Annotated in this window: 17 protein-coding genes; 12 read left to right on the forward strand and 5 right to left on the reverse strand. The window is 40.0% G+C overall.

Translation table 11 applies throughout. The features are described 5' to 3' along the window. Complete coding sequence (locus J5X91_RS06880; RefSeq protein ID WP_208834308.1) at window positions 1-1,053, reverse strand: efflux RND transporter periplasmic adaptor subunit; 1,053 nt, start codon at window positions 1,051-1,053, stop codon at window positions 1-3. A gap of 244 nt (window positions 1,054-1,297) precedes the next feature. Between J5X91_RS06880 and J5X91_RS06885 the strand changes: the two genes are divergently transcribed. The 6 genes from J5X91_RS06885 (at window position 1,298) to J5X91_RS06910 (ending at window position 6,805) form a co-directional block, all read left to right on the forward strand. After that, window positions 1,298-2,005, forward strand: a complete 708-nt coding sequence (locus J5X91_RS06885; RefSeq protein ID WP_193038612.1) for a DUF2982 domain-containing protein — start codon at window positions 1,298-1,300, stop codon at window positions 2,003-2,005. A gap of 21 nt (window positions 2,006-2,026) precedes the next feature. Next, complete coding sequence (locus J5X91_RS06890) at window positions 2,027-2,359, forward strand: hypothetical protein (RefSeq protein WP_208834309.1); 333 nt, start codon at window positions 2,027-2,029, stop codon at window positions 2,357-2,359. Window positions 2,360-2,426: 67 nt separating this feature from the next. Continuing rightward, window positions 2,427-4,088, forward strand: coding sequence for a DUF1566 domain-containing protein (locus J5X91_RS06895; RefSeq protein WP_197108659.1), 1,662 nt, complete (start codon window positions 2,427-2,429; stop codon window positions 4,086-4,088). 9 nt (window positions 4,089-4,097) lie between these two features. Next, window positions 4,098-4,613, forward strand: coding sequence for a DUF1566 domain-containing protein (locus J5X91_RS06900; protein WP_011328925.1), 516 nt, complete (start codon window positions 4,098-4,100; stop codon window positions 4,611-4,613). Between the two features lie 147 nt (window positions 4,614-4,760). Beyond that, window positions 4,761-5,678 (forward strand): AAA family ATPase, encoded by a 918-nt coding sequence (locus J5X91_RS06905; RefSeq protein ID WP_089368647.1) that lies wholly within the window; start codon window positions 4,761-4,763, stop codon window positions 5,676-5,678. 11 nt (window positions 5,679-5,689) lie between these two features. After that, a complete protein-coding gene (locus tag J5X91_RS06910; protein ID WP_208834310.1) occupies window positions 5,690-6,805 on the forward strand; it encodes a general secretion pathway protein GspB in 1,116 nt (371 codons plus the stop codon). A 7-nt stretch (window positions 6,806-6,812) separates the two neighbouring features. Here the strand turns inward: J5X91_RS06910 and J5X91_RS06915 are convergent, their stop codons facing one another. Beyond that, on the reverse strand, window positions 6,813-8,006 hold the full coding sequence (locus J5X91_RS06915; RefSeq protein WP_197182674.1) for an HD-GYP domain-containing protein: 1,194 nt from the start codon (window positions 8,004-8,006) through the stop codon (window positions 6,813-6,815). A gap of 120 nt (window positions 8,007-8,126) precedes the next feature. After that, entirely contained in the window at window positions 8,127-11,930 is a 3,804-nt protein-coding gene (gene putA / locus J5X91_RS06920; protein WP_179808038.1) for a bifunctional proline dehydrogenase/L-glutamate gamma-semialdehyde dehydrogenase PutA, read from the reverse strand. A 169-nt stretch (window positions 11,931-12,099) separates the two neighbouring features. Between putA and J5X91_RS06925 the strand changes: the two genes are divergently transcribed. Continuing rightward, window positions 12,100-12,582: a winged helix-turn-helix transcriptional regulator gene (locus J5X91_RS06925; protein WP_011328920.1), complete on the forward strand. Its 483-nt coding sequence runs from the start codon at window positions 12,100-12,102 to the stop codon at window positions 12,580-12,582. 67 nt (window positions 12,583-12,649) lie between these two features. Here the strand turns inward: J5X91_RS06925 and J5X91_RS06930 are convergent, their stop codons facing one another. Then, the gene (locus tag J5X91_RS06930) at window positions 12,650-13,255 is read right to left on the reverse strand and encodes a TIGR04211 family SH3 domain-containing protein (RefSeq protein ID WP_011328919.1); all 606 of its coding nucleotides are present in this window, start codon (window positions 13,253-13,255) and stop codon (window positions 12,650-12,652) included. 216 nt (window positions 13,256-13,471) lie between these two features. On the opposite strand from J5X91_RS06930, the gene J5X91_RS06935 reads away from it, so the two are divergent. After that, window positions 13,472-14,992, forward strand: coding sequence for a CYTH and CHAD domain-containing protein (locus tag J5X91_RS06935; RefSeq protein ID WP_086993916.1), 1,521 nt, complete (start codon window positions 13,472-13,474; stop codon window positions 14,990-14,992). A 60-nt stretch (window positions 14,993-15,052) separates the two neighbouring features. On the opposite strand, the gene J5X91_RS06940 is transcribed toward J5X91_RS06935, so the two are convergent. Then, window positions 15,053-16,573: a carboxypeptidase gene (locus tag J5X91_RS06940; RefSeq protein WP_197182676.1), complete on the reverse strand. Its 1,521-nt coding sequence runs from the start codon at window positions 16,571-16,573 to the stop codon at window positions 15,053-15,055. Between the two features lie 352 nt (window positions 16,574-16,925). Here J5X91_RS06940 and J5X91_RS06945 point away from each other — a divergent pair, with 352 nt between their 5' ends. The 4 genes from J5X91_RS06945 to mrcB all read left to right on the forward strand — a co-directional run bounded on the left by J5X91_RS06945 (window position 16,926) and on the right by mrcB (window position 22,469). Next, window positions 16,926-18,191, forward strand: coding sequence for a diguanylate cyclase (locus tag J5X91_RS06945; RefSeq protein WP_086994059.1), 1,266 nt, complete (start codon window positions 16,926-16,928; stop codon window positions 18,189-18,191). 181 nt (window positions 18,192-18,372) lie between these two features. Then, window positions 18,373-18,711, forward strand: coding sequence for a P-II family nitrogen regulator (locus J5X91_RS06950; RefSeq protein WP_011328915.1), 339 nt, complete (start codon window positions 18,373-18,375; stop codon window positions 18,709-18,711). Between the two features lie 9 nt (window positions 18,712-18,720). Beyond that, window positions 18,721-19,950, forward strand: a complete 1,230-nt coding sequence (locus J5X91_RS06955; protein WP_011328914.1) for an ammonium transporter — start codon at window positions 18,721-18,723, stop codon at window positions 19,948-19,950. A 176-nt stretch (window positions 19,951-20,126) separates the two neighbouring features. Further along, window positions 20,127-22,469 (forward strand): penicillin-binding protein 1B, encoded by a 2,343-nt coding sequence (gene mrcB, locus J5X91_RS06960; protein ID WP_182684582.1) that lies wholly within the window; start codon window positions 20,127-20,129, stop codon window positions 22,467-22,469. Window positions 22,470-22,484 lie beyond the last annotated feature (15 nt).

Raw genomic sequence — 22,484 nt, forward strand, 5'->3', positions numbered from 1 at the left:
TTATCCCTTCACGCTAACTTTACTGCCAGAGCGAATTTTTATTAGCCCCTCAGTTATAATTTGCTCACCATCGGTTAAGCCTTCATCAACAGCAACCCAGCCGTTATTTCTGCCCGCAATATGCACTTCAACACGATTAGCAACACCGTCCAAAATTTGAAATACGTAATGTTTGTCTTGTAGCGGAATAATTGCTTTTTCTGGAACCATTAATGCTTGGTTACTACTTAGCTCTAACGCTGTTTTAAGTAGCATACCAGGGCGAAGCAAACCTGAATTATTTGCAAAGCTGGCGGTTACTTCTACGCTACGCGTTACCGAGTCAATACGCGAACTAATATGCGTTACTTTACCGATAAAGGTTTGATCTGGATAAGCATCATTTTGAGTGAGCACTTTCATGCCGGTAGCTAATTGCGCTAAATATTTTTCAGGTACTTTAAAGTCTACCTTAATGATACTTATGTCATCGAGCGTGGTAATAATTGAACTGTTATTTACATAGGCACCAATCGATATTTCACGCTTGCCCAACATGCCAGAAAATGGCGCGGTAATGGTCATTTCAGCTAGCTTGGTTTTAGCACTTTCTAATTGTGCTTGGGTGGCATCAACTCGTGATAATTGCTCTTCAAGTAACGATTTTGCTGTTGACTGAGAACGTGAAAGTTCGGTAAGTCTATCGAGTTGGCGTTTTTCTTCGCGTAAATTAATATTTAGCTCTTTTACAGCAATTTGTTCTTGTTGGCTTTGCAGTTGTACTAGCTTTTGGCCTTTGCTAACTAGGTCGCCATCTTCAAAGAAAATATTAGTCACGTAATCACTTTGTGCGCTGGTAATATATACAGCTTGGTTAGCGCGAGCGCTACCAATAGCTTCAATCATTACTGCATTTTCTTGCGAGGTAACAGTGTGAGCAGACACTTGCGTGGCCATTTGTGAAAAATCTGTTTGTTCACCTTGGCTAGCGGGTAAATATAAATAAACGCTAAATATTACGAGTAGCGTAATAATAAATGGAAAAAGAGCTCTACCTGATTGTCTTGAGTACATTGCTTTAATACCAAAAAATAAATTATAACTATTGTACGAAATAACACCGAGAAAAGGCGGTATTATGTCCCATTAATTTGTGAATTAAGCGTAAAAGTTATAATAATTAATTAAATAAACTCATGCTTGAGCTTTAAAAGGTATTTTATGAAGTTAAATACGTCGTGCAAAAAATGTTTAATGCTCAGAAAAATAGCATTGTGGGGCATTATTATGTTCATTTTTTACAGTGTTTATTATCAATATGGATGAGTTTAACGCTATGCAAATTAAGTATCGTGCGCAGGGAGCTAAGCATGGCATAGAAGTATTAATTGTTGGTGCGATTGGTTTGTTATTCATTATGCTGTTTAATTTATTACGCCCTGGTGAAATTAGCATTCTAGAAATTTTTTTAGTTAGTTTGTGTATTGCAGCAATAACAATTGGTTTTTTTAAAACCCAAGAGCCATTTTATAGCTTAGTGTTAACCACTGAGCAGTTAACTTATCAGCACAAATATGGTGTTTGGCATTTAGCTCATAGTAATTTTAAATCAAGCGGAATACCCAAAATAGCAGTAGGGCTTGAGTACTTAGAGCTTAACGTGGTGGGAATTAAGGTAAACGATATGGATGAGTTTTTAACGGGTTTAGCCCCAAGAATCGCAGGGAAATTATTGATAGAGCAGCGTCATTTATTTATGCAACTAATTCAAAAGAATTGCAAAAATGGCGATTGCCCATCAGAATGGCTGGTAGAGGATACACAATATAGATCTAAAAATGGAATTAGCTATAATGGGTTAATAGCAATGTTTGCCAACAGGGCTAAGCATTTGCAGTTACTAACAGGCTATGAGCTATTATTACCAGCGAGTGTATTAGATAGAAATATTTGGGAATTTAGTGCTAACTTAAATGCATGGCAGCGCGAACCCCTTAAATTTATAGCGTCGCAAGTAAGTAATTAAAACGCGGCAGTAGGAATAATAATGAGCGAAGAAAGAGCTTTTTTAAAAAGTGGTCGTAATACCATAATACATAAAGACAAAAAACTTGATTTAGTCATTGTTAATTCTGAGATCCACCCTCGAATTAAAGTGACCCAAAATGGCTTAGAGCCATTTAAAGAAGAGCTGCCAAAAAACCGCCGTGACGCAAAAGAGCGTTACTTAGAAGTTGTTTATGTTGGTAGCGCCGATGTGTTTGGCGAAGAAAAACGATTGTTATTTATTCAAGCCCTTGATGGGCGGGAATACAAGGTTGATTACAGTAAAATAGGTACTAAGTTATTTGTACGTATTCATCAAGATAGTTATTTATAGTACTTAGTGGCACTTTTATTGCTTTAAATAATTATTAATTATTTTTTGATATAAAAAGGTGCTTAGTATGAGAGCAATTGCGTTAATCCCGTTATTGTCGTGTGGGCTATTGGTTGCATGCGGAGGTGGGGGGAGCTCTGATGATGGTGATAACACTCAAGCTTCAGTATTTGCAGGTAACGATTTGCAAATTATTGAAAAAACCGATTTTACTATTACTGCAAAAGGCTCACCTACCGAGGGTACGTTTACTTGGCAGCGCGTAAGCGGCCCCATTGTTGATGGATTTCCGCTCGATGGTGCAGTGCAAACTATTACCGCGCCAGATGTAAAGGCAGACAGTGAACTGGTGCTCAGAGTAAGCTATCAAACAACCGGTGGTGGTTTAGTACATGACGATATTAGTATTTTTATTACTTCAAACAATCAATTACCCCAAGCTGTAATTACTCAAACAGCACCGCAAGTATTGCCATCGGTTTATAACGATACCGTAACGCTAAGCGCAGCAGACTCAACAGATCCAGATACAAATGGTCAAATTAATAGCTACTTGTGGCAATTAATATCAGGACCAGCCCTCAATATTAATAGTTTTACTAATTCTACCTTAAGCTTTAGCCATCCACTGCTTGAAAACCATACAAATTTAAAGTGGTCATTAACGGTTACCGATGATGAAGGGGGAGAGTCAACCTCTGAATATGACATGACTTTAAATAAAACAGCGCAAGTTGTTATTGCCAATGCCGGGGCTGATCAGCAAGTTAACGAGTTTGATAAAGTAACCTTAGATGCAAGTAACAGCGCTGCCGCAACCAGTACTTATAAATGTGACTGGCAACAACTAACCGGCAAAGCGGAAACATTAGCTAATAGTAATCAATGTATTACTACTTTTTATGCCTCAGACATAGACACTAACGCCACTTTAAGCTTTGAAGTAATGGTTACTGATTCAAAAGGGCGCACCGCAAACGATAGTGTATTTGTAGATGTTGCACCTAAAGCGCTTGGGTTAATAAACGATACAGGTGTAGGGGAGTGTTACAACAATACTCAACGTATAAACTGTGTTAGTAAAGATTTTCCAAATCAAGATGCTGAACTTGGTCGAGACAGCTTTGCGAATCGTTTAGCCAAAGTAGGGCAAGGTAATTTAGCGTTTGATTACACCAAACTAAATGAGTTTGCCGATGAAGTGGCTGATGACGCACAAAATTTTAGTTGTATTCGCGACAACGTAACCGGTTTAGTGTGGGAGGTTAAAAGCCCTGTGTCAGGTGTGGTACCTAACACTACATTACGCGATGGGCAAAATCTTTATACATGGTACCTTACTGAATCTGCTATTCCTCAAGTAGGCGGAGCAAGAGGCGCAGCTAACTCCAGTTGCCCAAGCAATACTGATTGCGGATTGCAAAGCTATATACAAGAAGTAAATGCGCTAGATTTTTGTGGTGGCACAAATTGGCGAGTACCCACTTACACCGAGCTACTAAGCTTAGTAGATTATGGCAAGCAAGGGCAAAATGTATTAATAGATAAGAGTATTTTCCCTAATACGCCTGCGGTTAGTTTACTGGGTCACTTGCGTTATTGGACCTCTCAAACAGCGGTTGATGGCACCAGTTTATCGCAAGCTTATATTATAGATATGAGCGATGGTAATGACCTTGCTTATCCAAAAGGTAATATTGCTTATGTTCGTTTAGTTAGAAGCCGTTAGGGGAAGTATATGAAATTTAAATTAATAACTACATTTGCGGCAATGAGTTTAAGCTTTAACGTAATAGCTGGGGTTTGTTATGACTCTGTTACGCAAACAACACCAACAGAGCGATTTACAATAAATCCCGATGGCACAGTGTCAGATAGCAAAACAGGTTTAATGTGGCAGCGTTGTAGTTACGGACAAGTGTATAACAATGCTACAGCAACATGCGAAGGCTCTACACCATCATTAACCTGGCAAGCTGCATTGCGAGGCGCAGTTAACGATACAACGGCAAGTTATAATGACTGGCAAGTACCAAATATTAAAGAGTTAGCAAGTATTATTGAACACAGATGTACAGAGCCAAGTATTAACGAGTCGGTGTTTTTGGGCACAAAGCTACAAAACTATTGGACCAATACCTCAGGTGTAAATACGATTAATTCTGCTTGGGTTTATCAGTTTGACAGTGGATTAAATAGTTTGCACGCTAAAACCAGTAGTGTTTATTTGCGCTTAATGCGTTACGAAAAATAATCCAATATAAGTAAATGCACAGCTAAGTTTAAAGCAGTGCTTTTTACATTAATTTACGTTATTTCAATAATAAAAGAGCCTGAGTGTTGTCACTAAGGCTCTTTTTTTGCCATTATGGAGGGGATTTATTTACCAAGGAATACTCAGGTGTATTTAAGCTATTTTGGTTTGCATGAAAAACCCTTTTCAATCTCGCCTAATCCCCATTATTTGTTTTTAAGTGAGCGACATAAAGAAGCGTTAGCGCACCTTACCTATGGACTAGGTGAAGACGGCGGCTTTGTATTATTAACCGGCGAAGTGGGTACCGGTAAAACAACCATTACTCGCAGTATGCTAGAAAAACTGCCAGAGAATACTCAAGTTGCGATGATCCATAATCCGGCATTATCAGAGCTTGAGCTCTTGGCGAGTATTTGTGATGAGCTTAAAATTAATTATGATGCACAAAATGCGAGTTTAAAAAGCCTTACCGATGTTATAAAAAAGCACTTAGAAGCAAATAATAAAGCGGGTGGGCATACCATACTTATTATTGACGAAGCGCAGTTACTTGCTCCCGATGTACTAGAACAACTGCGCCTACTAACCAACATAGAAACCGATCATAAAAAGCTATTACAAATAGTGCTGGTGGGGCAACCTGAGCTGCAAGTATTATTAAAACGAAATGAGTTAAGGCAGCTTGCACAGCGTATAACAGCTCGCTATCACTTACTGCCTTTAACACAAGGACAAACGGTGGCATACATTAAGCATCGTTTACATATTGCAGGCTGTGATAAAGGTATTTTTTCGTTGGAAGCAATGCAAAGCGTTCATCAACTTACCGGTGGCGTGCCACGATTAATGAACTTAGTGTGTGAGCGGGCGTTAGTAGGGGCATTTGCAAAACAGCAATTAACAATAGATAGCGAGATTATAAAAAAATCTGCTCAGGAATCATTACCACCCGATTTTATTGCGGCTAATAATACGCCACCTAAAACCGTGCCATATTGGCTATATTGCTCTGCTTTTGTTGCTTTATTTGCAGCAGGCTTAGGGCTTTCATTTATTTTATAGTTAGGTGATTAATGTCTTATTTATTAGATGCGTTAAAGCAATCGCAACAAGCCGATATAAGCGCCGAGCAGTATGACTTACAGGCACAGCAGGCTAAACAACAACAGTCTCTAGTGCGATACCGCCGCTTGGCGTTTGTGATTGGTGGCAGCTTAGCGGTTAGCTTTAGTGTTGCTGGTGGTTTTGTTAGTGGAAAATGGCTACAAAACAGCTCATTTAATAGTAATAATGAGCAAGTTAGCACTACAGCAATATTAAAAAATACTAATGCCGATAAAGAACCAACAATAACAACCAAATCGGATATAGATAATACAGCAAAATTACAAAGTGCAGAGCAAAACATAGCTGTATTAGCGGCGCAATCATCAGCGCCAAAAACGGCCCCGCCAGACGCAGTAAATACAGCAACTTCAATTCAAGGTCAGTTAGTGTATGTACAAACCCCCAGTGGTATTGTACAAATGTTACTTACGCCACAAGGGCAATATATTCCAATAATGGAAAATCAAGCCACACTTCAGCAAAACCTAAATCCGCAAAATAGTTTTGCTCAGGGTACGTATGGGCAAGGCGCAATTAATCAGCAGGGATATTCACAACCACATTATAATCAGTCCAGCTTCAATCAAACTAGTAACCAGGCAACACAAGCTGCTGGGCAGCAACCTCAAACAAATATGCCTTCATCGGCATCGCTTGATTTAAGTAAGTATAAAGTGCTTGGTAAACCGCTCGATTCGCAAGGCTCTACAGCACAAAAAACTAAAAGACCTGCGCTTGCAAAGAACCCAACATTACTAAAAACAGCTTTTGATCAAGCTATTCAAGATACAGAAAAAACACAAAACTACGAAGTAACGCAAGCAACGCGCAGCTCATCACGAGTGCAACCAATAGAGCTGTTGCCAGATGGATTGCAAGCCATGTTACCGCCACTTAAATATCAGGCGCATATATATTCCTCTGCACTCGATAAGCGTTGGATCAAGCTCAATGGTCGCGAGCTTTTTGAGGGCGATAGTATAGGTGCATTAACAGTGCGAGAAATAACACCAGAGCAAAGCGTACTTGATTTTGACGGCTACGAATTTAGCTTAAAGGCGCTACAAGATTGGCCGCAATAGCGGCTAATTAGGGTAAAATTGAATTTTTATAAAAGCGTTGTAAGTCAATTTTGTATTCGTCAGTTTTAACTGCCGACTCAAGTGTATCTTGGCTTTTTTTATGTGCTAAATCTATGTCTTGCACTTGGGTGTAGCGCCCATGCTTTGCACTATAGAAAGTTTTAACAACGGGCTTTAGTGGGCTGGCAGGGTTGCTCTGTGTCACCAGTCCCACTTTTTGACTCGAGAGCTTAACCAGTGTGCCTACCGGGTGAATACCGATACACTGAATAAATTTAGTTAATAACTCACTATCAAAACTATCAGGGCAACCTTCTTTTAATATTTTAAAGGCTTTTATCGGCTCCATACCCGCTTTATAAACGCGCTCAGCTGTGAGTGCATCATACACGTCAACAATTGACGCCATACGCACATACTGGCTTATTTCATCGCCTTTTTTACCAAACGGATAGCCTTTACCATCTAAGCGTTCATGGTGCATACCGGCAATATCAACAGCTATACCTTTGAGCCCTGCAGCTTGTAAAATTTCTTTACTAAAGCGCGCATGATTTTTCATTATTGTAAATTCTTCATCAGTAAAACGTCCCGGCTTATTGAGTACTGCATCGGGAATTTTTATTTTGCCAATATCATGCAGTAGCGCGCCAGTAGTTAGCTGTTCAATAATATCTTTATCTATATTCAAATGCTTGGCAAAAATACTAATTAAAATAGAAACATTAATAGAGTGCTCTAACAGGTAGGCATCTTTTTGGCGCATTTGAGTAAGACAAGCAAGTGCATCTTGATTTCTAAATACCGAATCCATAAAACCACTAGCAAGATCTCTAAAAGGCGCTATGTCTATATCTCGGCCTGCTTTTATATCTTTAAATGCTTTAATTTGTAGAGATTTAGCTTCATCGTAGAGCTTTTTAGCTTTGCCCATTTCTTGTTCAGCACTGTGCGTTTTTTGCCAAGGATCGCGCTTTGCAACAGGGGAAGGTGTATTGGCAGGCTCTTTCTCAGGCACTGATTCGATGAGGGTTTTATCTGGATCTATTTCAATTTCTAAAATACCGACATTTTTTAACTTATCGATGCCTGCCTGGGTTTTAACCCAGCCTTGGCTTTTTATTTTAATACGTCCGGTTTGCTTTGTTACGCTTTGTACAAACATGCCAGGTAATAACTGCGAAATTGGAATGACTTTCAATTTAATTCACTTCATATAAGTATTCTACTGGTTAAAGTAACAAAAATATTACAATTAACATAGTAAAAAAGGCACCCTAAGGTGCCTTTTCATACGAATAAGTAATTAGTGCTAAACTAGTTACTCATCATCTTCAACAAGCGTCATCAGCGATGTATTACCACCCGATGCCGTTGTATCTATACTGATGGTTTTTTCAGTTACTAAACGTTTAATAAGCGTATCGTAATATTCAGAGCTGATCACTGGCAAAATAGCACCTTTACGCTGCGCTAGCTGCTGGCTGAAATAACCAAAGCGAGAAGAGCGTGCTGCAACCACAGCGCCGGCTAAGTGCGGATGTGCCAATATAGCTTGTAACTGATTTGGTTTAGCTACTTGGAACACGCCTTCGGCAACACCGGTGGCAATAAATTTATCTCTAAAGGCAACCGCTTCTTCATAAAATATTTCAGAAGCAACAGTAATTACCGTATTACCCGCAGCAATTGCAGTAATGATCGATAATGCCCAAAAGTTAAACGATGTGCTCTTATCGGCGTAACATACAACACAACCACGTGCTTCAAGGTGCAATGTATTAGACTCACCCGTTGGCCCTGGTAATGTAGTAAATTTACGCATGTGCTTTTCTAAGCGATTAAGTTGTGCACGTGCATCGGCAAGTGTTAGTGCTAAATCATCAGCTAAGTCGTCAATAATTTCAACTGTGGCTATTTTAGCAAGCAATTGACGCACCGCAGAGACACGGTCGTTTAGTGGTGTTGAGCGCCAAATTTTTTCATCGCGCATAGAGTTAATCATTAGCTTTTCTACTTGCTCGTTTGCACCGCTGTAGTGGTGTAAATCCAGCTCGTCTGGCGTTAGATTGGTCATTTGCACGTTTTCTGGTGATGCTTTTTCTTTTACTAAACGTTGTAAGTAGTTAGGGCCGCCGGCTTTAGGGCCAGTACCAGATAAACCACGGCCACCAAATGGTTGCACACCAACAATAGCGCCAATCATATTACGGTTAACGTATACGTTACCTGCACGCGACATTTTAGCTAGGTATTCACAACGCTCTTCGATGCGCGAATGCACGCCCATAGTTAAGCCGTAACCTGTGTTGTTTATTTGATCCATAACACTGTCTAGTTCGCTCGATTTAAAGCGTATAACGTGTACACATGGGCCAAATACTTCACGCTTAAGTACCGATAAGTCTTTTATTTCGTATAAGCGAGGAGCAAAGAAGTACGCACCATTTACTGTGTTATCTGGAATTTTACACTCGTAATGTAATGTCGCATTACCTTTTAAGTACTCAACGTGATCGTTTAAGCTTTTCAGCGCTTTTTCATCAATTACCGGGCCTACGTCAGTAGATAGTAACGATGGGTCGCCTATATGTAATTCAGCCAGTGCACCTTTAAGCATTTCGATTATGCCATCGGCAACGTCTTCTTGAATAAATAATACACGTAACGCTGAACAGCGTTGCCCAGCACTTTGAAAACCAGAACTAATTACATCGTCAACCACTTGCTCAGGGAGTGCTGTTGAGTCAACGATCATACAGTTTTGGCCGCCTGTTTCAGCAATTAACGGTACTTGAATATCGCTACGCGCCGCGAGTGTTTGTGAAATAAGCGTGCCTGTTTCAGTCGAGCCAGTAAACATAATTGCTTGAACGCGTTCATCCGGAACAATTGTTTTACCTACGTCACTACCGCGGGCTATTACCGCTTGCACAACATGCTCTGGTAAACCTACCGACAGCATAAGTTCAATGGCACGCAGCGCAATTAGGCTGGTTTGCTCAGCTGGTTTTGCAATAACGGTATTACCGGTCACAATGGCAGCGGCTACTTGGCCTAAGAAAATAGCTAGCGGGAAGTTCCATGGGCTAATACATAAAATAACACCACGGGCTTCAAAGCGCTCATCTTGCGATAGCTCTTCAGCGCGGGCTGCGTAGTAACGACAAAAATCAACCGCTTCGCGTACTTCATCAATACCATCTTTAGCTATTTTACCGGCTTCTTTAATACAAATAGCCACTAGTTCGTCATGATGACGCTCTAAAATATCGGCAACACGGCGTAATAAATTAGCACGTTCTTTTACCGATGTTTGTGACCATGATTCAAAAGCGCTTTCTGCGTTGGCTAGCAAAATTTGCATTTCATCGCTAGATTGCAGTTTTATATGGCCAATTACTTCTTTGTGGTTTGCCGGGTTTTTAACTGCCACAGAGCCCTCAGGTACTTGGCTTGGCTCAATTAAGTGCTCGTTAAACCACAGATCAAGGTTTTCTTTAAACGGAGTGATCACGTTTATATCGGTTAAATCCATGCCTTTTGAATTGGCACGCTCGGCGCCATATAAGTCAATTGGCATTTTAATTTGCGTATTGTATTTATTACGTAAACCTTGCAGTGTTTCTACCGGGTCAGGTAATAGTGACTCAACCGGCTTAGTGGTATCTACAATGGCATTAACAAACGATGAGTTAGCACCATTTTCTAATAAACGGCGTACTAAGTAAGCCAGCAGGTCTTCGTGTTGGCCCACTGGTGCGTATACGCGGCACTGAATTTTTTCCTCGGTAACGATTTGGTCAAATAAAGATTCGCCCATACCGTGTAAACGTTGGAATTCAAAACCGGTGTTATCACCTTTAGCCACTTCTAATATAGTTGCTGCTGAGTAGGCATTATGGGTAGCAAACTGTGGGTAAAGTACATCACGTGCTTCGAGCATTTTCATGGCACACGCTTTATAAGACACGTCGGTGGTTGCTTTGCGAGTAAATACCGGAAAATGCTCTAAACCATCTTGTTGTGTGGTTTTTATTTCAGTGTCCCAATAAGCGCCTTTAACTAAACGCACCATCATTTTGCGACCCACACGGGTTGCAAGTTCAGTTAGCCATTCAATTACAAATATAGCGCGTTTTTGATACGCTTGAACCGCTAAACCAAAGCCGTTCCAACCTGCTAGGTCGTCATCACTAAATACCGCTTCAATTACATCTAAAGAAATATCTAGACGGTCTGCTTCCTCAGCGTCAACAGTAAAGCCAATATCATATTGTTTAGCTGCTAGCGCAAGCTCTTTAAGCTTAGGCACAATCTCGGCCATTACGCGTTCTTTATGCGTAAACTCATAACGAGGATGAATAGCAGAAAGCTTAACTGAAATGCCTGGGCTTTTTATTGGGCCACGGCCATTTGCCGCTTTACCAATAGCATGAATCGCGTTCATGTAACTGTCAAAGTAACGCTGCGCATCTTTCATGGTGCGCGCGCCTTCGCCTAGCATGTCGTATGAATATACATAGCCTTTTTGTTCTTTATCGGCAGCACGTACTATTGCTTCGTCAATGGTACGACCCATAACGAATTGCTTACCCATAATTTTCATCGCAAAGTTTACTGATTTACGAATAACAGGCTCGCCTAAACGACCTATGGTTTTTTTAAGCATACCAAATTGCTGTTCTTTGGTTTTATCTGTGTAGTTAACCATTTTACCGGTTACTAATAGACCCCAAGACGATGCGTTAACAAATAACGAATCACTGCTGCCTAAATGAGAGCTCCAGTCGCCCTTTGCTAATTTGTCACGAATTAATGTGTCTTGAGTTGCTTTGTCTGGTACGCGAAGCAGGGCTTCGGCTAAGCACATTAATACTACGCCTTCTTCACTAGAGAGTGAAAACTCATTTAATAGTGCATCAACACCGCTTTGACCATCTTGGTCTTTACGAATATTTAAAACAATTTGGCGAGCTCTTTCCCAGGCACGACTTCGTGCTTTAACACCTACTTCAGCAAGTGGTAAAATATGATCGATAACCGCATTTTCGTCGATGCGGTAGAAGTCACGGATTTTTTGTCGAATTGGACAAGTCGTTGTCAAATCGCTATTGAATAACATAAGCAACCCTCAGGAGTGTTAAAACTTAAGGTAAAATTAATTACCACTAAATATTCGTTGGTGTAAGGCGTGCATTCTAATTAAAATTCAGCAGAATATGCTGGTTAAATTTAGCGTTTTACGCTAATTTACAGGGCATATTTTCTACTTATCCGTATAAAGTTCTGTTATGACGAGTCCAAATAGATTACGCCTGCTTGATCGTATCGATTTAGCTATTTTAGACGTTCTGCAACAGAACGGCAGAATTTCAAATGTTAACCTCGCAAAGCAGGTTAATTTAAGCCCCAGCCCTTGTCTTGATCGTGTAAAGCGTTTAGAGCAAGAAGGCTATATTGAAGGCTATGTTGCCAAGCTTAGCGAAGCCAAGCTTAATCAAAGCTTAGTTGCACATGTACAAGTGTCGCTGGTGACTTCAAATACCGCGGTATTTAAAGTGTTTAGAGAACACATTTTAAAAATTAGGCAAGTAGTGGAGTGCGACATGGTTGCTGGTGGCTACGACTACTTGCTGAAGATCAGGGTATCAAACATGGACGAGTACAGGCAAGTGCTTGGCGACTTAGTTGATATACCTGGAGTGGGAACGCATCACACCTACATGGTAATTGAAAAAATAAAACAAGATCCGGGTCTGCGCCTAGATTTGTAATATAAATTGCAGGCATAAAAAAAGCATCAAATGATGCTTTTTTTATGCGACTAATTAAGTTGTCGTGTTATGCCCAGCCTTGGTAGCGCTTACGGCGAGACAACACAATCGTTAATATAATACCTAAAAACAATCCTAAAAATGCAATAGCACCGCCATAAGTAAGTAATTGGCGTTTTTCTTTAGAGCTAGTAGCTTGCTTTAAAGTGCGCTCTTGCTCAAGTGTAGTTTTTAATTGAGTTATTTGTGTAAACAATTGTTTGTTTTGGTTTGTTAACTGCACGTTTTGCTCTTGCAACTGCGGTAATTCAACTTGTGCTTGGCGCAGTTCATTTTGTATTGAGCTCATTTCATCACTTAACGTTTGGTACTGCTTATGTAAGCCAGCTGTTTGTGTGATGTATTTAGCTTCAACCCAACCTTCACGATCTTTATCATCCTTAACTTTTAAAAAACCGTTTTCTTCACTCGATAATAAGGTCAGTTGTGTGCCTGCATCAATAGAGCCGAGTAAACGATAGTTTTTGCTCGCACCAGAGCGCATAAACGTATAAAGATTGTCAATTATATAAGCTGTTTTTGCATTGGTGGGGGCTGCTGTTTGAGCTTCTTCTGCTTGGCTCGCAAATGTTGAGGCTGTTAAAAACAGCCATAATAAACAGTGTTTTAGCATTTATTTACCTTGTTAATCTAACCGTGTCCGTTTAGAACGTGATTTTATATTTCACATAAGTATAGCGATAATATGGATTAAATAGCGCAATAGCAAGGTTGATATTGTAACCGGTGTTATTTTATTAGCGGCCCATTTTGACTAAAATATTTGCAATATGGGGCGGCTTTGTTTATTTTGACCACTTATTAATTTTAAGGGTAATCCGCATAACTAATGGATACTGAGATAGAACTAAAATTTTTGGTATCAGATGCCGTCATTCCACTGATCCCCTCATTAATTACACAATTTGCAAAAACAGTTACTAATAAGCCATCTCGAAGTTTACAAAATGCTTATTATGATACGCCAAGCCGTGAGCTTAGAGCCCTTGATATTGGCTATAGAACGCGTTGTGCTGATAATAAATGTGAGCAAACAATTAAACTCGCCGGTGAGGTTGTTGGGGGCTTACATCAACGCCCTGAATTTAACTTACCAATAGAGTCTAATCGTCCAGATATAATGGCATTTGACCCATCTATTTGGCCTCATGGCATGCAAGCCAATGTTATTGCAGAAAATATACATCCGATTTTTAGTACTAACTTTATTCGCCGTACTTGGTTAATTGAGACTCAAAACGGTGCAAAAATTGAAGTAGTGCTTGATAAAGGTGAAATTGCCGCAGCGGGTAAAGTTGAGGTGATCAGCGAGCTTGAAATTGAACTTGTTGAGGGCAGCCGTAATGAATTATTTGCGCTAGCCGATAAATTAGTAAGCCAAAACTGTATTCGCTTAGGTTTGTATTCAAAGGCCGCAAGAGGGTATCGCCTTGCTGACGACACGCCACTGCAACCAAGTAAGTCTATTGGGTTTGTTAAACTCAAAGGGCAAGTAACCCAAGAGCAAGCATTAATAGAGGCTATGGGTTTTGGTATTCGTTTTGTGCAAAAGCACGAACAATGTTATTTCAATAAGCCAAGTTTAAAAACATTAAAGCGAGTAACCGACGGTATAAGCTTAATTCGTCATAACTTTTGGTTGTTTGACGACATTGTTAGCAAAGAAAGTACTGAGCATTTACGCAACGAATTAAAGTGGTTACTCAGCGAGTTAGCGTGGGTTGAAAATGCAATTCAATTAAAAACCTATACTTCTAAACGCCACGCTTTTTATAAAAAAATAAACAACGCACCGGCATTAACACAAGTTATTAATGACCTAAAAGAGCTACAGCCTAGCATTGACGACATTTATGCGCTGTTTCATAGTGCACGCTATAATCGTTTAATACTGTCGTTAACAACCTGGTTAATAGACAAACAATGGCGCAAGTTTTGGGATCAAAAGCAATTACAAAACGCTGACCAATCGGTAGCCAGCATTGCTAACCGTTTGTTTGATAAAGATTGGCGAAATTTGCATAAGCTGTTACCTAAAGAACAAACTTTAACCGCGAATGATTACCTTAATATACGCACACAATTAGAGAACAGTTTACTAAGTGGTAATTGTTTAGGAGCGTTATTTGATAAAGAAGAGCGCTTAGAGTTTAGACTCCCTTGGCTTGATATTTCTCATGGTATGTACGAGCTTAGTACCCTTGACTATTTAAAGCAGCTTTGCGGTGGTCAAGAAGATGAAAAGCTAGCTAAAATTCAAACATGGCTAGCACAAAAAACAGAATACTTGGTAAGTGCAATGGAGCAAAGTAGATTGGCTTCGTTCGATATAAAGCCTTATTGGCTTTAGATTTACAGAATATGATTAAATAAAAAAGGCTCATTATGAGCCTTTTTTTATGTTTGCTGATTAGTATTTAGCAGCTTGGCCTTCTTTAGGTAATGCCGCTTTTATAAACTCACGTAAGTCGGTATTAGAGCTCTCTAAATCCGCATGGCGTAAGTACATCATATGTCCGCTTCTGTAGCCTTTAAAGCTTAAGCGGTCTTGCATTTTGCCACTTGGGTCTAACTGCCATAACGTATATTTAGCATCAAAGTAGTTAGTTGCACCGTCATAATAACCCGATTGAATCATTACCTTTAAATACGGGTTTTGCGCCATAGCTAAACGCAAGTTTTCGCCGGTGTTATTACCGCTTCTATCCCATGGGTGCACATTACCAAACAGGTTATATTTAATATCTGTTTTATAATTTAGCTCTTCACGTAAGTAATGATTAATAGCGGGTGTGAAAGAGTGTAACCACGACGTGAGTTCTGCCCAGTAATCAGGCGACTCGCCCGCATCGCGTTTATCAATACCTAAATAACGCGAGTCTAAGCGTCCTACCATTTGGCCGCGATCACGTAATAGCTCTTTCCAAAAAAACTGCGTTGGAACATCTAAGTTATTTTGCTCTACAAAGGTTTCAGAAAGCCCAGCATATTGCGCCATTTTTTTAATTATGCGGCGTTTTTCATCATCTGCAATAAAGCCGCCTTTAGCCAGTGCGGGGATCAGTTCGTTAATTGTAAACTGCTCAACTTCAGGCAGTAACTCGTCTAGGTCTTTAGCTTGTAAGTTGGCATTTAATGCTTTGTGATACCAAGCTGTAGCGGCAAAGTAAGGCAGGCGGTTAGCTGCTTTAATTGGGCCGTCGCGCTTAATGCCAATATCGGTTGGTGAAACCAATACTACGCCGTTAATGTACATCCATTGGCTATTTTGCAGTTCATGAGCAAGGCCCGATACACGTGTTGTACCGTAGCTTTCGCCAATTAAAAACTTAGGAGAGCGCCAGCGCTCGTTTCTGTTTACAAAGGTATTAAGCCACTCAGCGAGGTACTTAATATCGGCTTTTACGCCAAAAAACTGCTCTTTTTGTTCAGCTTTAGAGAGTAATTTACCGTCTTTATCTTCAACTACCCGAGAGTAGCCGGTGTTTACCGGATTTACATATACAATATCGGCAATGTCGAGCACTGAGTAAGGGTTGTCTTTAACCCCATATGGTTGAATAGGGTAGCCTTCATCATCAATTTTTAATACGCGAGGGCCAGTATAAGCAAGGTGCATCCAAACCGATGCCGAGCCAGGGCCGCCATTAAACGAAATAAGCAAAGGGCGCTTTGCTCTGTCATCTACCTTATCGCGGGTGTAGTAAGTATATTGCAAGGTTGCTATAGCATCGCCTTTGTCATCCCAAACAGGTTGCGTACCGGTTGCAACCGTATATGAAAAGCGCTGATTATTAATTTTTGCTTTGTGCTCAGTAACCACTTTGCTGTCGATATCAATACGACGCTGGTTATTATCGGCAAAGGAGGCACTACTAAGTGTTAAGGCAATGGCGGCAATAGGTAAAAAAATACTTTGGCTAAACTTCATGAATGACCCTTTTTTATTGTTAATGTTCTATTAAAAGAAATATTCAGTAAAAAAACAAAAGTATTGAGACTAGTTGCCGATAATAGTGGTTGAGTAAATAGAATGTGTAAAAACTTAGCTTTTAACGCTTTGTATCGCTCTTTATTTCGATCGTAATGAAAGTAATGTATATTCGCATCTATTTATAAATAGCAGCTTAAATAAGTGAGATTTACTTTAAAAAAATAGTGGCAAACCGACAGGGTGTGTAATTTGCTTTTTAATAAATTTAAAATCTCATTAAAGGCTTTAAATTTATGATGAACACATGGTTATAAAACAAGTAATCAAATTAGAAGTAAAGAGAAGCCCTATGCAAAGACTGTTGATAGTTGAAGATAGTAAAGTAGTACAACAAGTCCTTCGCCATATATCTGCACAGTATCTTGATGTTGCCATTGATTTTGCTTGGTCTTTATCTGAGTGTAAGGAGTTTGTAAGTAAGCACAGCTATACACTAGCCTTAGTTGATTTAACGCTCCCCGACGCACCAAATGGTGAGGTGGCCAAATATACCTTATTAAAAGGTATTCCTACTGTGGTGCTTACTTCTAAGATGGATGAGTACAAGCGCCTGCAAATGTTAGAATTAGGCGTAATTGATTATGTGATAAAAGATAACCGTGACTCATATAATTACGCTATAAAATTAGTTGCACAGCTGTTGCGTAACCAAGGCTGTAAAGCATTAATAGCCGACGACTCGGTTTTAAGTCGTACTTTAATGAAGCAAATGCTAGAAAAACAATTATTTGCAGTCAGTGAGGCGCACGATGGACGCCAAGCATTAGATATGCTCAAAAACGATGCTGAAATTAAATTACTCATGACAGACTATGCAATGCCAACAATGGATGGTTTTGAATTAGTTAAAGCGGTGAGAAACTTTAGAGGCCGTGATGACTTAGCAATTATTGGGTTATCAGGCGCGAGTAAGCATGGTTTATCGGCGCGATTTATTAAATATGGTGCTAATGATTTTTTAACTAAACCTTTTATGAATGAAGAGTTTCATTGTCGTGTCTTGCAAACCATGGAGCAGTTATCGTTAATTGCAGACATTAAAGAAAGTGCTTTTCGAGATCATCTTACCGGGCTTTATAATCGTCGTTACTTTTATCAGTATGCTGAAAAACTACTCAAAAATAAAAATCAGAAAAATAGCTTAGTGTTACTCGATATAGATTTTTTTAAAGCAATAAACGATGAATTTGGGCATGACGGCGGCGATCAGGCACTTAAACAAGTGAGTAATTTAATCCGTACTTCATTTTCTAACAGTACAGTGGCACGTATTGGCGGTGAAGAGTTTGCAATTATATTAACGCAAGTAGAAGTTGAACAAGCCGAGAAGTGTTTAAATTTATTTATACAAAAGTTCGCAAGTTACGACTTTACTATCAGTGATAAAACCTTATCAATAACAGCAAGTATAGGCCTAGCCGAATTTCAAAATACCAATTTAACCGCTGCTATGCGTGTTGCCGACAGAGCTTTGTATCAAGCTAAGGAGCAAGGGCGCAATTGTGTGGTTTTAAATAGTACTTTGCAGCTAGCAGAGGTTACAGCTATACGTTGAGTTAAATACACACGCACCAATCAAGTATTATATATAAAAAAACGCACCTAATTGGTGCGTTTTTTTGTTTTAAATATAAAATATTTTTATAAGTTATTGTTTTTTATTGCCATATAAAAATGGCATAAAGCTTGGATTGTATTAACTAAGAAAAACAATAACGTGTCCTAAGGGGACTAAAATGAAAATGATTAGTGCAATCATCAAGCCATTTAAATTAGATGAAGTGCGTACAGCACTCGCTGATTTAGGCATAGAAGGGATGACAGTTGTTGATGTAAAAGGCTTTGGTCGACAACGTGGTCATACCGAATTGTATCGTGGGGCTGAATACCAAGTTGATTTTATTCCTAAAATTAAACTCGAAATTGCCACTCGTACTGAAAACTGCCAACGCGTAGTTGACTCAATTACGCAAGTTGCAGGCACCGGAAAAATAGGTGACGGTAAGATTTTTGTGTACGACCTAGATCAAATTGTTCGTATTCGTACGGGCGAACTTGATGAAGATGCACTTTAAGGGGGATTTATGGAAAGTACACTGATAGAACTAAAATTTTCGCTCGACACCTTTTATTTTTTAATTTGTGGCATATTAGTAATGTGGATGGCCGCAGGGTTTGCCATGCTAGAAGCGGGTTTAGTACGCTCAAAAAACACCACAGAAATATTAACTAAAAATATCGCCTTGTATTCAATTGCATGCACCATGTTTTTACTCGTTGGTTACAATATTATGTATGTAGGGAATACCGAGGGAGGCATCATTCCTTCATTTGGTGGCTTAATTGGTACACAAGCCGCTGATGCTGATCACTCTCTAGAATCTGATTTTTTCTTTCAAGTTGTTTTTGTTGCCACGGCTATGTCTATTGTCTCGGGTGCGGTGGCTGAGCGCATGAAGTTGTGGGCATTTTTGGTGTTTACCTTGGTGTTAACTGGGCTTATATATCCTATTGAGGGTTACTGGACTTGGGGCTCTGGATTTTTATCGGCAATGGGTTTTGTTGACTTCGCGGGCTCAGCAATAGTGCATGCAACCGGCGCATCAGCGGCATTAGCTGGCGTATTATTACTGGGTGCACGTAAAGGAAAATATGGTAAAAATGGCGAAATATACCCAATTCCGGGGTCAAACTTGCCTTTGGCAACGTTAGGTACGTTTATTTTATGGATGGGCTGGTTTGGTTTTAACGGCGGCTCGCAGCTACTTATATCAGATGCAGAAAACGCGACTGCTGTAGGAAAGATTTTATTAAACACCAATGCTGCTGCTGCAATGGGGGCTGTTTCAGCACTATTTGTTTGTAAAGCATTATGGGGTAAAGCCGATTTAACTATGGTATTAAATGGCGCGTTAGCTGGGCTGGTTGTGATTACCGCCGATCCGCTTTCACCTTCACCATTGATGGCGTGTTTATTAGGGTTATTAGGCGGCTCATTAGTGGTATTTAGTATTGTTATACTTGATAAGGCAAAAATAGACGACCCAGTTGGCGCTATTTCTGTGCATGGCGTATGTGGAGTACTTGGTATTATGCTAGTACCTGTGACAAACGCCGAGGCAAACTTGGTAACTCAGTTAATAGGCTTGTTGTGTATTATTGGTTTTGTGTTTATTTCTTCGCTGCTGGTGTGGGCAATCTTAAAGCATACTATGGGCATTAGGGTTACCGAAGAAGAAGAGCTAAACGGTATGGATCAACACGATTGTGGCATTGACGCCTACCCAGAATTTGTATCGGTTCGTAGTAATTAAATTTAAGTTATTGTGTGTTGTCCAAAGCGCTACTTAGGTAGCGCTTTTTTATTTCAGGGGAGGTTAACTTTAGTGCTGCTAAGATGGGTTGTTAATTTACCTTATAATGGTGAACTAGTAGGTGACTATGCTAAGCTCACGTCCGTAAAATAAACCTTGGAATAAATTACATTTAAATGGCTGATAACAAAAAAACACCGACAGGTAAAACCCCCACAAAGCGCAGCGCTAAACCCTCTAAAAGTACACCGCGTAACGGCGCTAAAAAAAGTACAAAAAACAAATCATCAGTTGCTCAGCGATCTTTACTCAATAAACTATGGTCTATTTTTTGGAAACTTAGTTTAGCGACATTTATTGCTATGGCGCTTTATTTTATTTACCTCGATGCAAAAATAACTCGTCAATTTGAAGGTAATAAATGGCAGCTTCCTGCGCAAGTTTATGCACGCTCGATGGCGTTTTACCCCGGGCAGTTCTTATCAAGCCAAGAGGTTATTTGGGAGTTAGAGCGGCTAAACTACTCAGCCGTTAATAGGTTAAGTCGTACAGGGCAATATGTTAAAACTGCCAACAGCATTAAAATATATCGTCGCGATTTTGAATTTTATGACGCGCTAGAACAGGCGCATATAATTGAACTGCGTTTTGCAGGGCAAAAAGTGGCTAGTATTAAAGACAAGTTTGGTCGGCGTTTAAACAACGCTAGGCTGGAGCCGGTGCAAATAGCGCGTATAGGTAACGACTCTAAACAAGACCGTGAATTTGTACCGCTGGATAAATTTCCGGCAATGCTAAAAGACACGCTTTTAGTGGTTGAAGATCGTAATTTTTATCAGCACCACGGCGTATCGGTATTTTCTATTTTACGTGCGTTGTATAGTAATATTCGTGCTGGGCGAACAGTTCAGGGCGGCAGTACGCTAACGCAACAACTGGCTAAAAATATTTACTTAACCCGAGAGCGCTCACTTACACGAAAAATAAACGAAGCGTTTATTGCGCTTATTTTAGATTACCGTTATTCAAAAGATCAAATACTTGAAGCGTATTTAAATGAAGTATATTTAGGGCAGTCTTATAACCAAGGTGTACATGGTATGGGCTTGGCTGCTGAATTTTACTTTTCTAAACCAGTAGATGAGCTAGAGTACGATCAAATAGCGCTGCTGGTGGCTATGGTAAAAGGGCCGTCTTATTACAATCCACGTCGTTACGAAGAGCGCACAATGGAACGTCGTGACTTAGTGCTGCGCTTAATGGTTGAAGACAAACTTTTGAGTACTAATGAATACCGCGCTGCATTAAAACGTCCTTTGAATATAGCGCCAATGAAAGCCAGTTTACAAAAATCGTACCCAGGTTATTTAGAACTAGTAAATCGTGAACTCAAGCAGTTATTGCCCGATCAAAATGTGTTAGATGCCGGTGTTCGTGTGTTTACCTATTTTGACTTACAAAAACAAACGGCAATGGAAGAGTCGATTCAGGCAAGTTTGCCTTATTTAGAAAAACGCCCTAATACTCGCGCGCTTGAAGCGGCGATGATCTCAGTTAACGTAGAAAAAGGTGGCGTATCGGCATTAGTTTCTGGGCGCGATGTGCGTTATTCAGGCTTTAACCGAGTACTTGATACCAAACGTAATATTGGCTCATTAGTTAAGCCTGCGGTGTATTTAAGCGCGCTGCAGTTACCACATTATAACCTAGCCACTTTACTTGACGACTCACCGGTGCAAGTTACCAATGAGCAAGGTAAAGTATGGCAACCTGAAAACTACGATCGTCAATTTCGCGGAGCGATCCCGTTATACAAAGCTTTTAGTCGCAGTATAAATATACCTGCGGTAAATCTTGGCCTTGATGTAGGGGTAGATAAAGTTGCAAATACACTAAGAGGGTTAGGCGCGCAGGGAAGAATTAACGAATACCCATCGTTGTTATTGGGGGCACTTGAAATGTCTAGTTTTGAGGTAGCACAATTGTACACAACCATTGCTGCCGATGGCGAATATAGAAAGTTAACCGCTATTTCTGCGTTAACCGACTCAATAGGCAAAGTATTGTATAAGCATGAAGTGAAATCTGAGCCGCGTTTTGCTAAAGATGCCATGTACATGACAAAATACGCAATGAAACGAGTGACTAAAGATGGCACCGCAAAACGGTTAAACTTACACTTTCCGTCGATTCAACTTGCGGGTAAAACGGGCACTAGTAACGATTTACGCGATAGCTGGTTTGCCGGGTTTGATCAAAACACAGTGACCGTTGCTTGGCTAGGCCGAGATGATAACAAAAGTACCGGCTTAACCGGTAGTGTAGGGGCTTTAGAGACCTATATTCGTTATTTAAAACCGCTAAATCCCGAAGCGATAGCCGATACTCGTCCACCTTCAATTCGCTGGGCGTTTATTAACGAGCTAACGGGTAAACAAGCGCCACCAGGGTGCGGCAAAGTTATTCAGCTACCACTAAGAGCCAGTGAATTTGAACCAAGGCCGCAGTGTATTCGTTAAGCAGTTTTGAATAAC

It is taken from the genome of Pseudoalteromonas sp. K222D, assembly GCF_017653575.1.
Taxonomy (GTDB): domain Bacteria; phylum Pseudomonadota; class Gammaproteobacteria; order Enterobacterales; family Alteromonadaceae; genus Pseudoalteromonas; species Pseudoalteromonas nigrifaciens.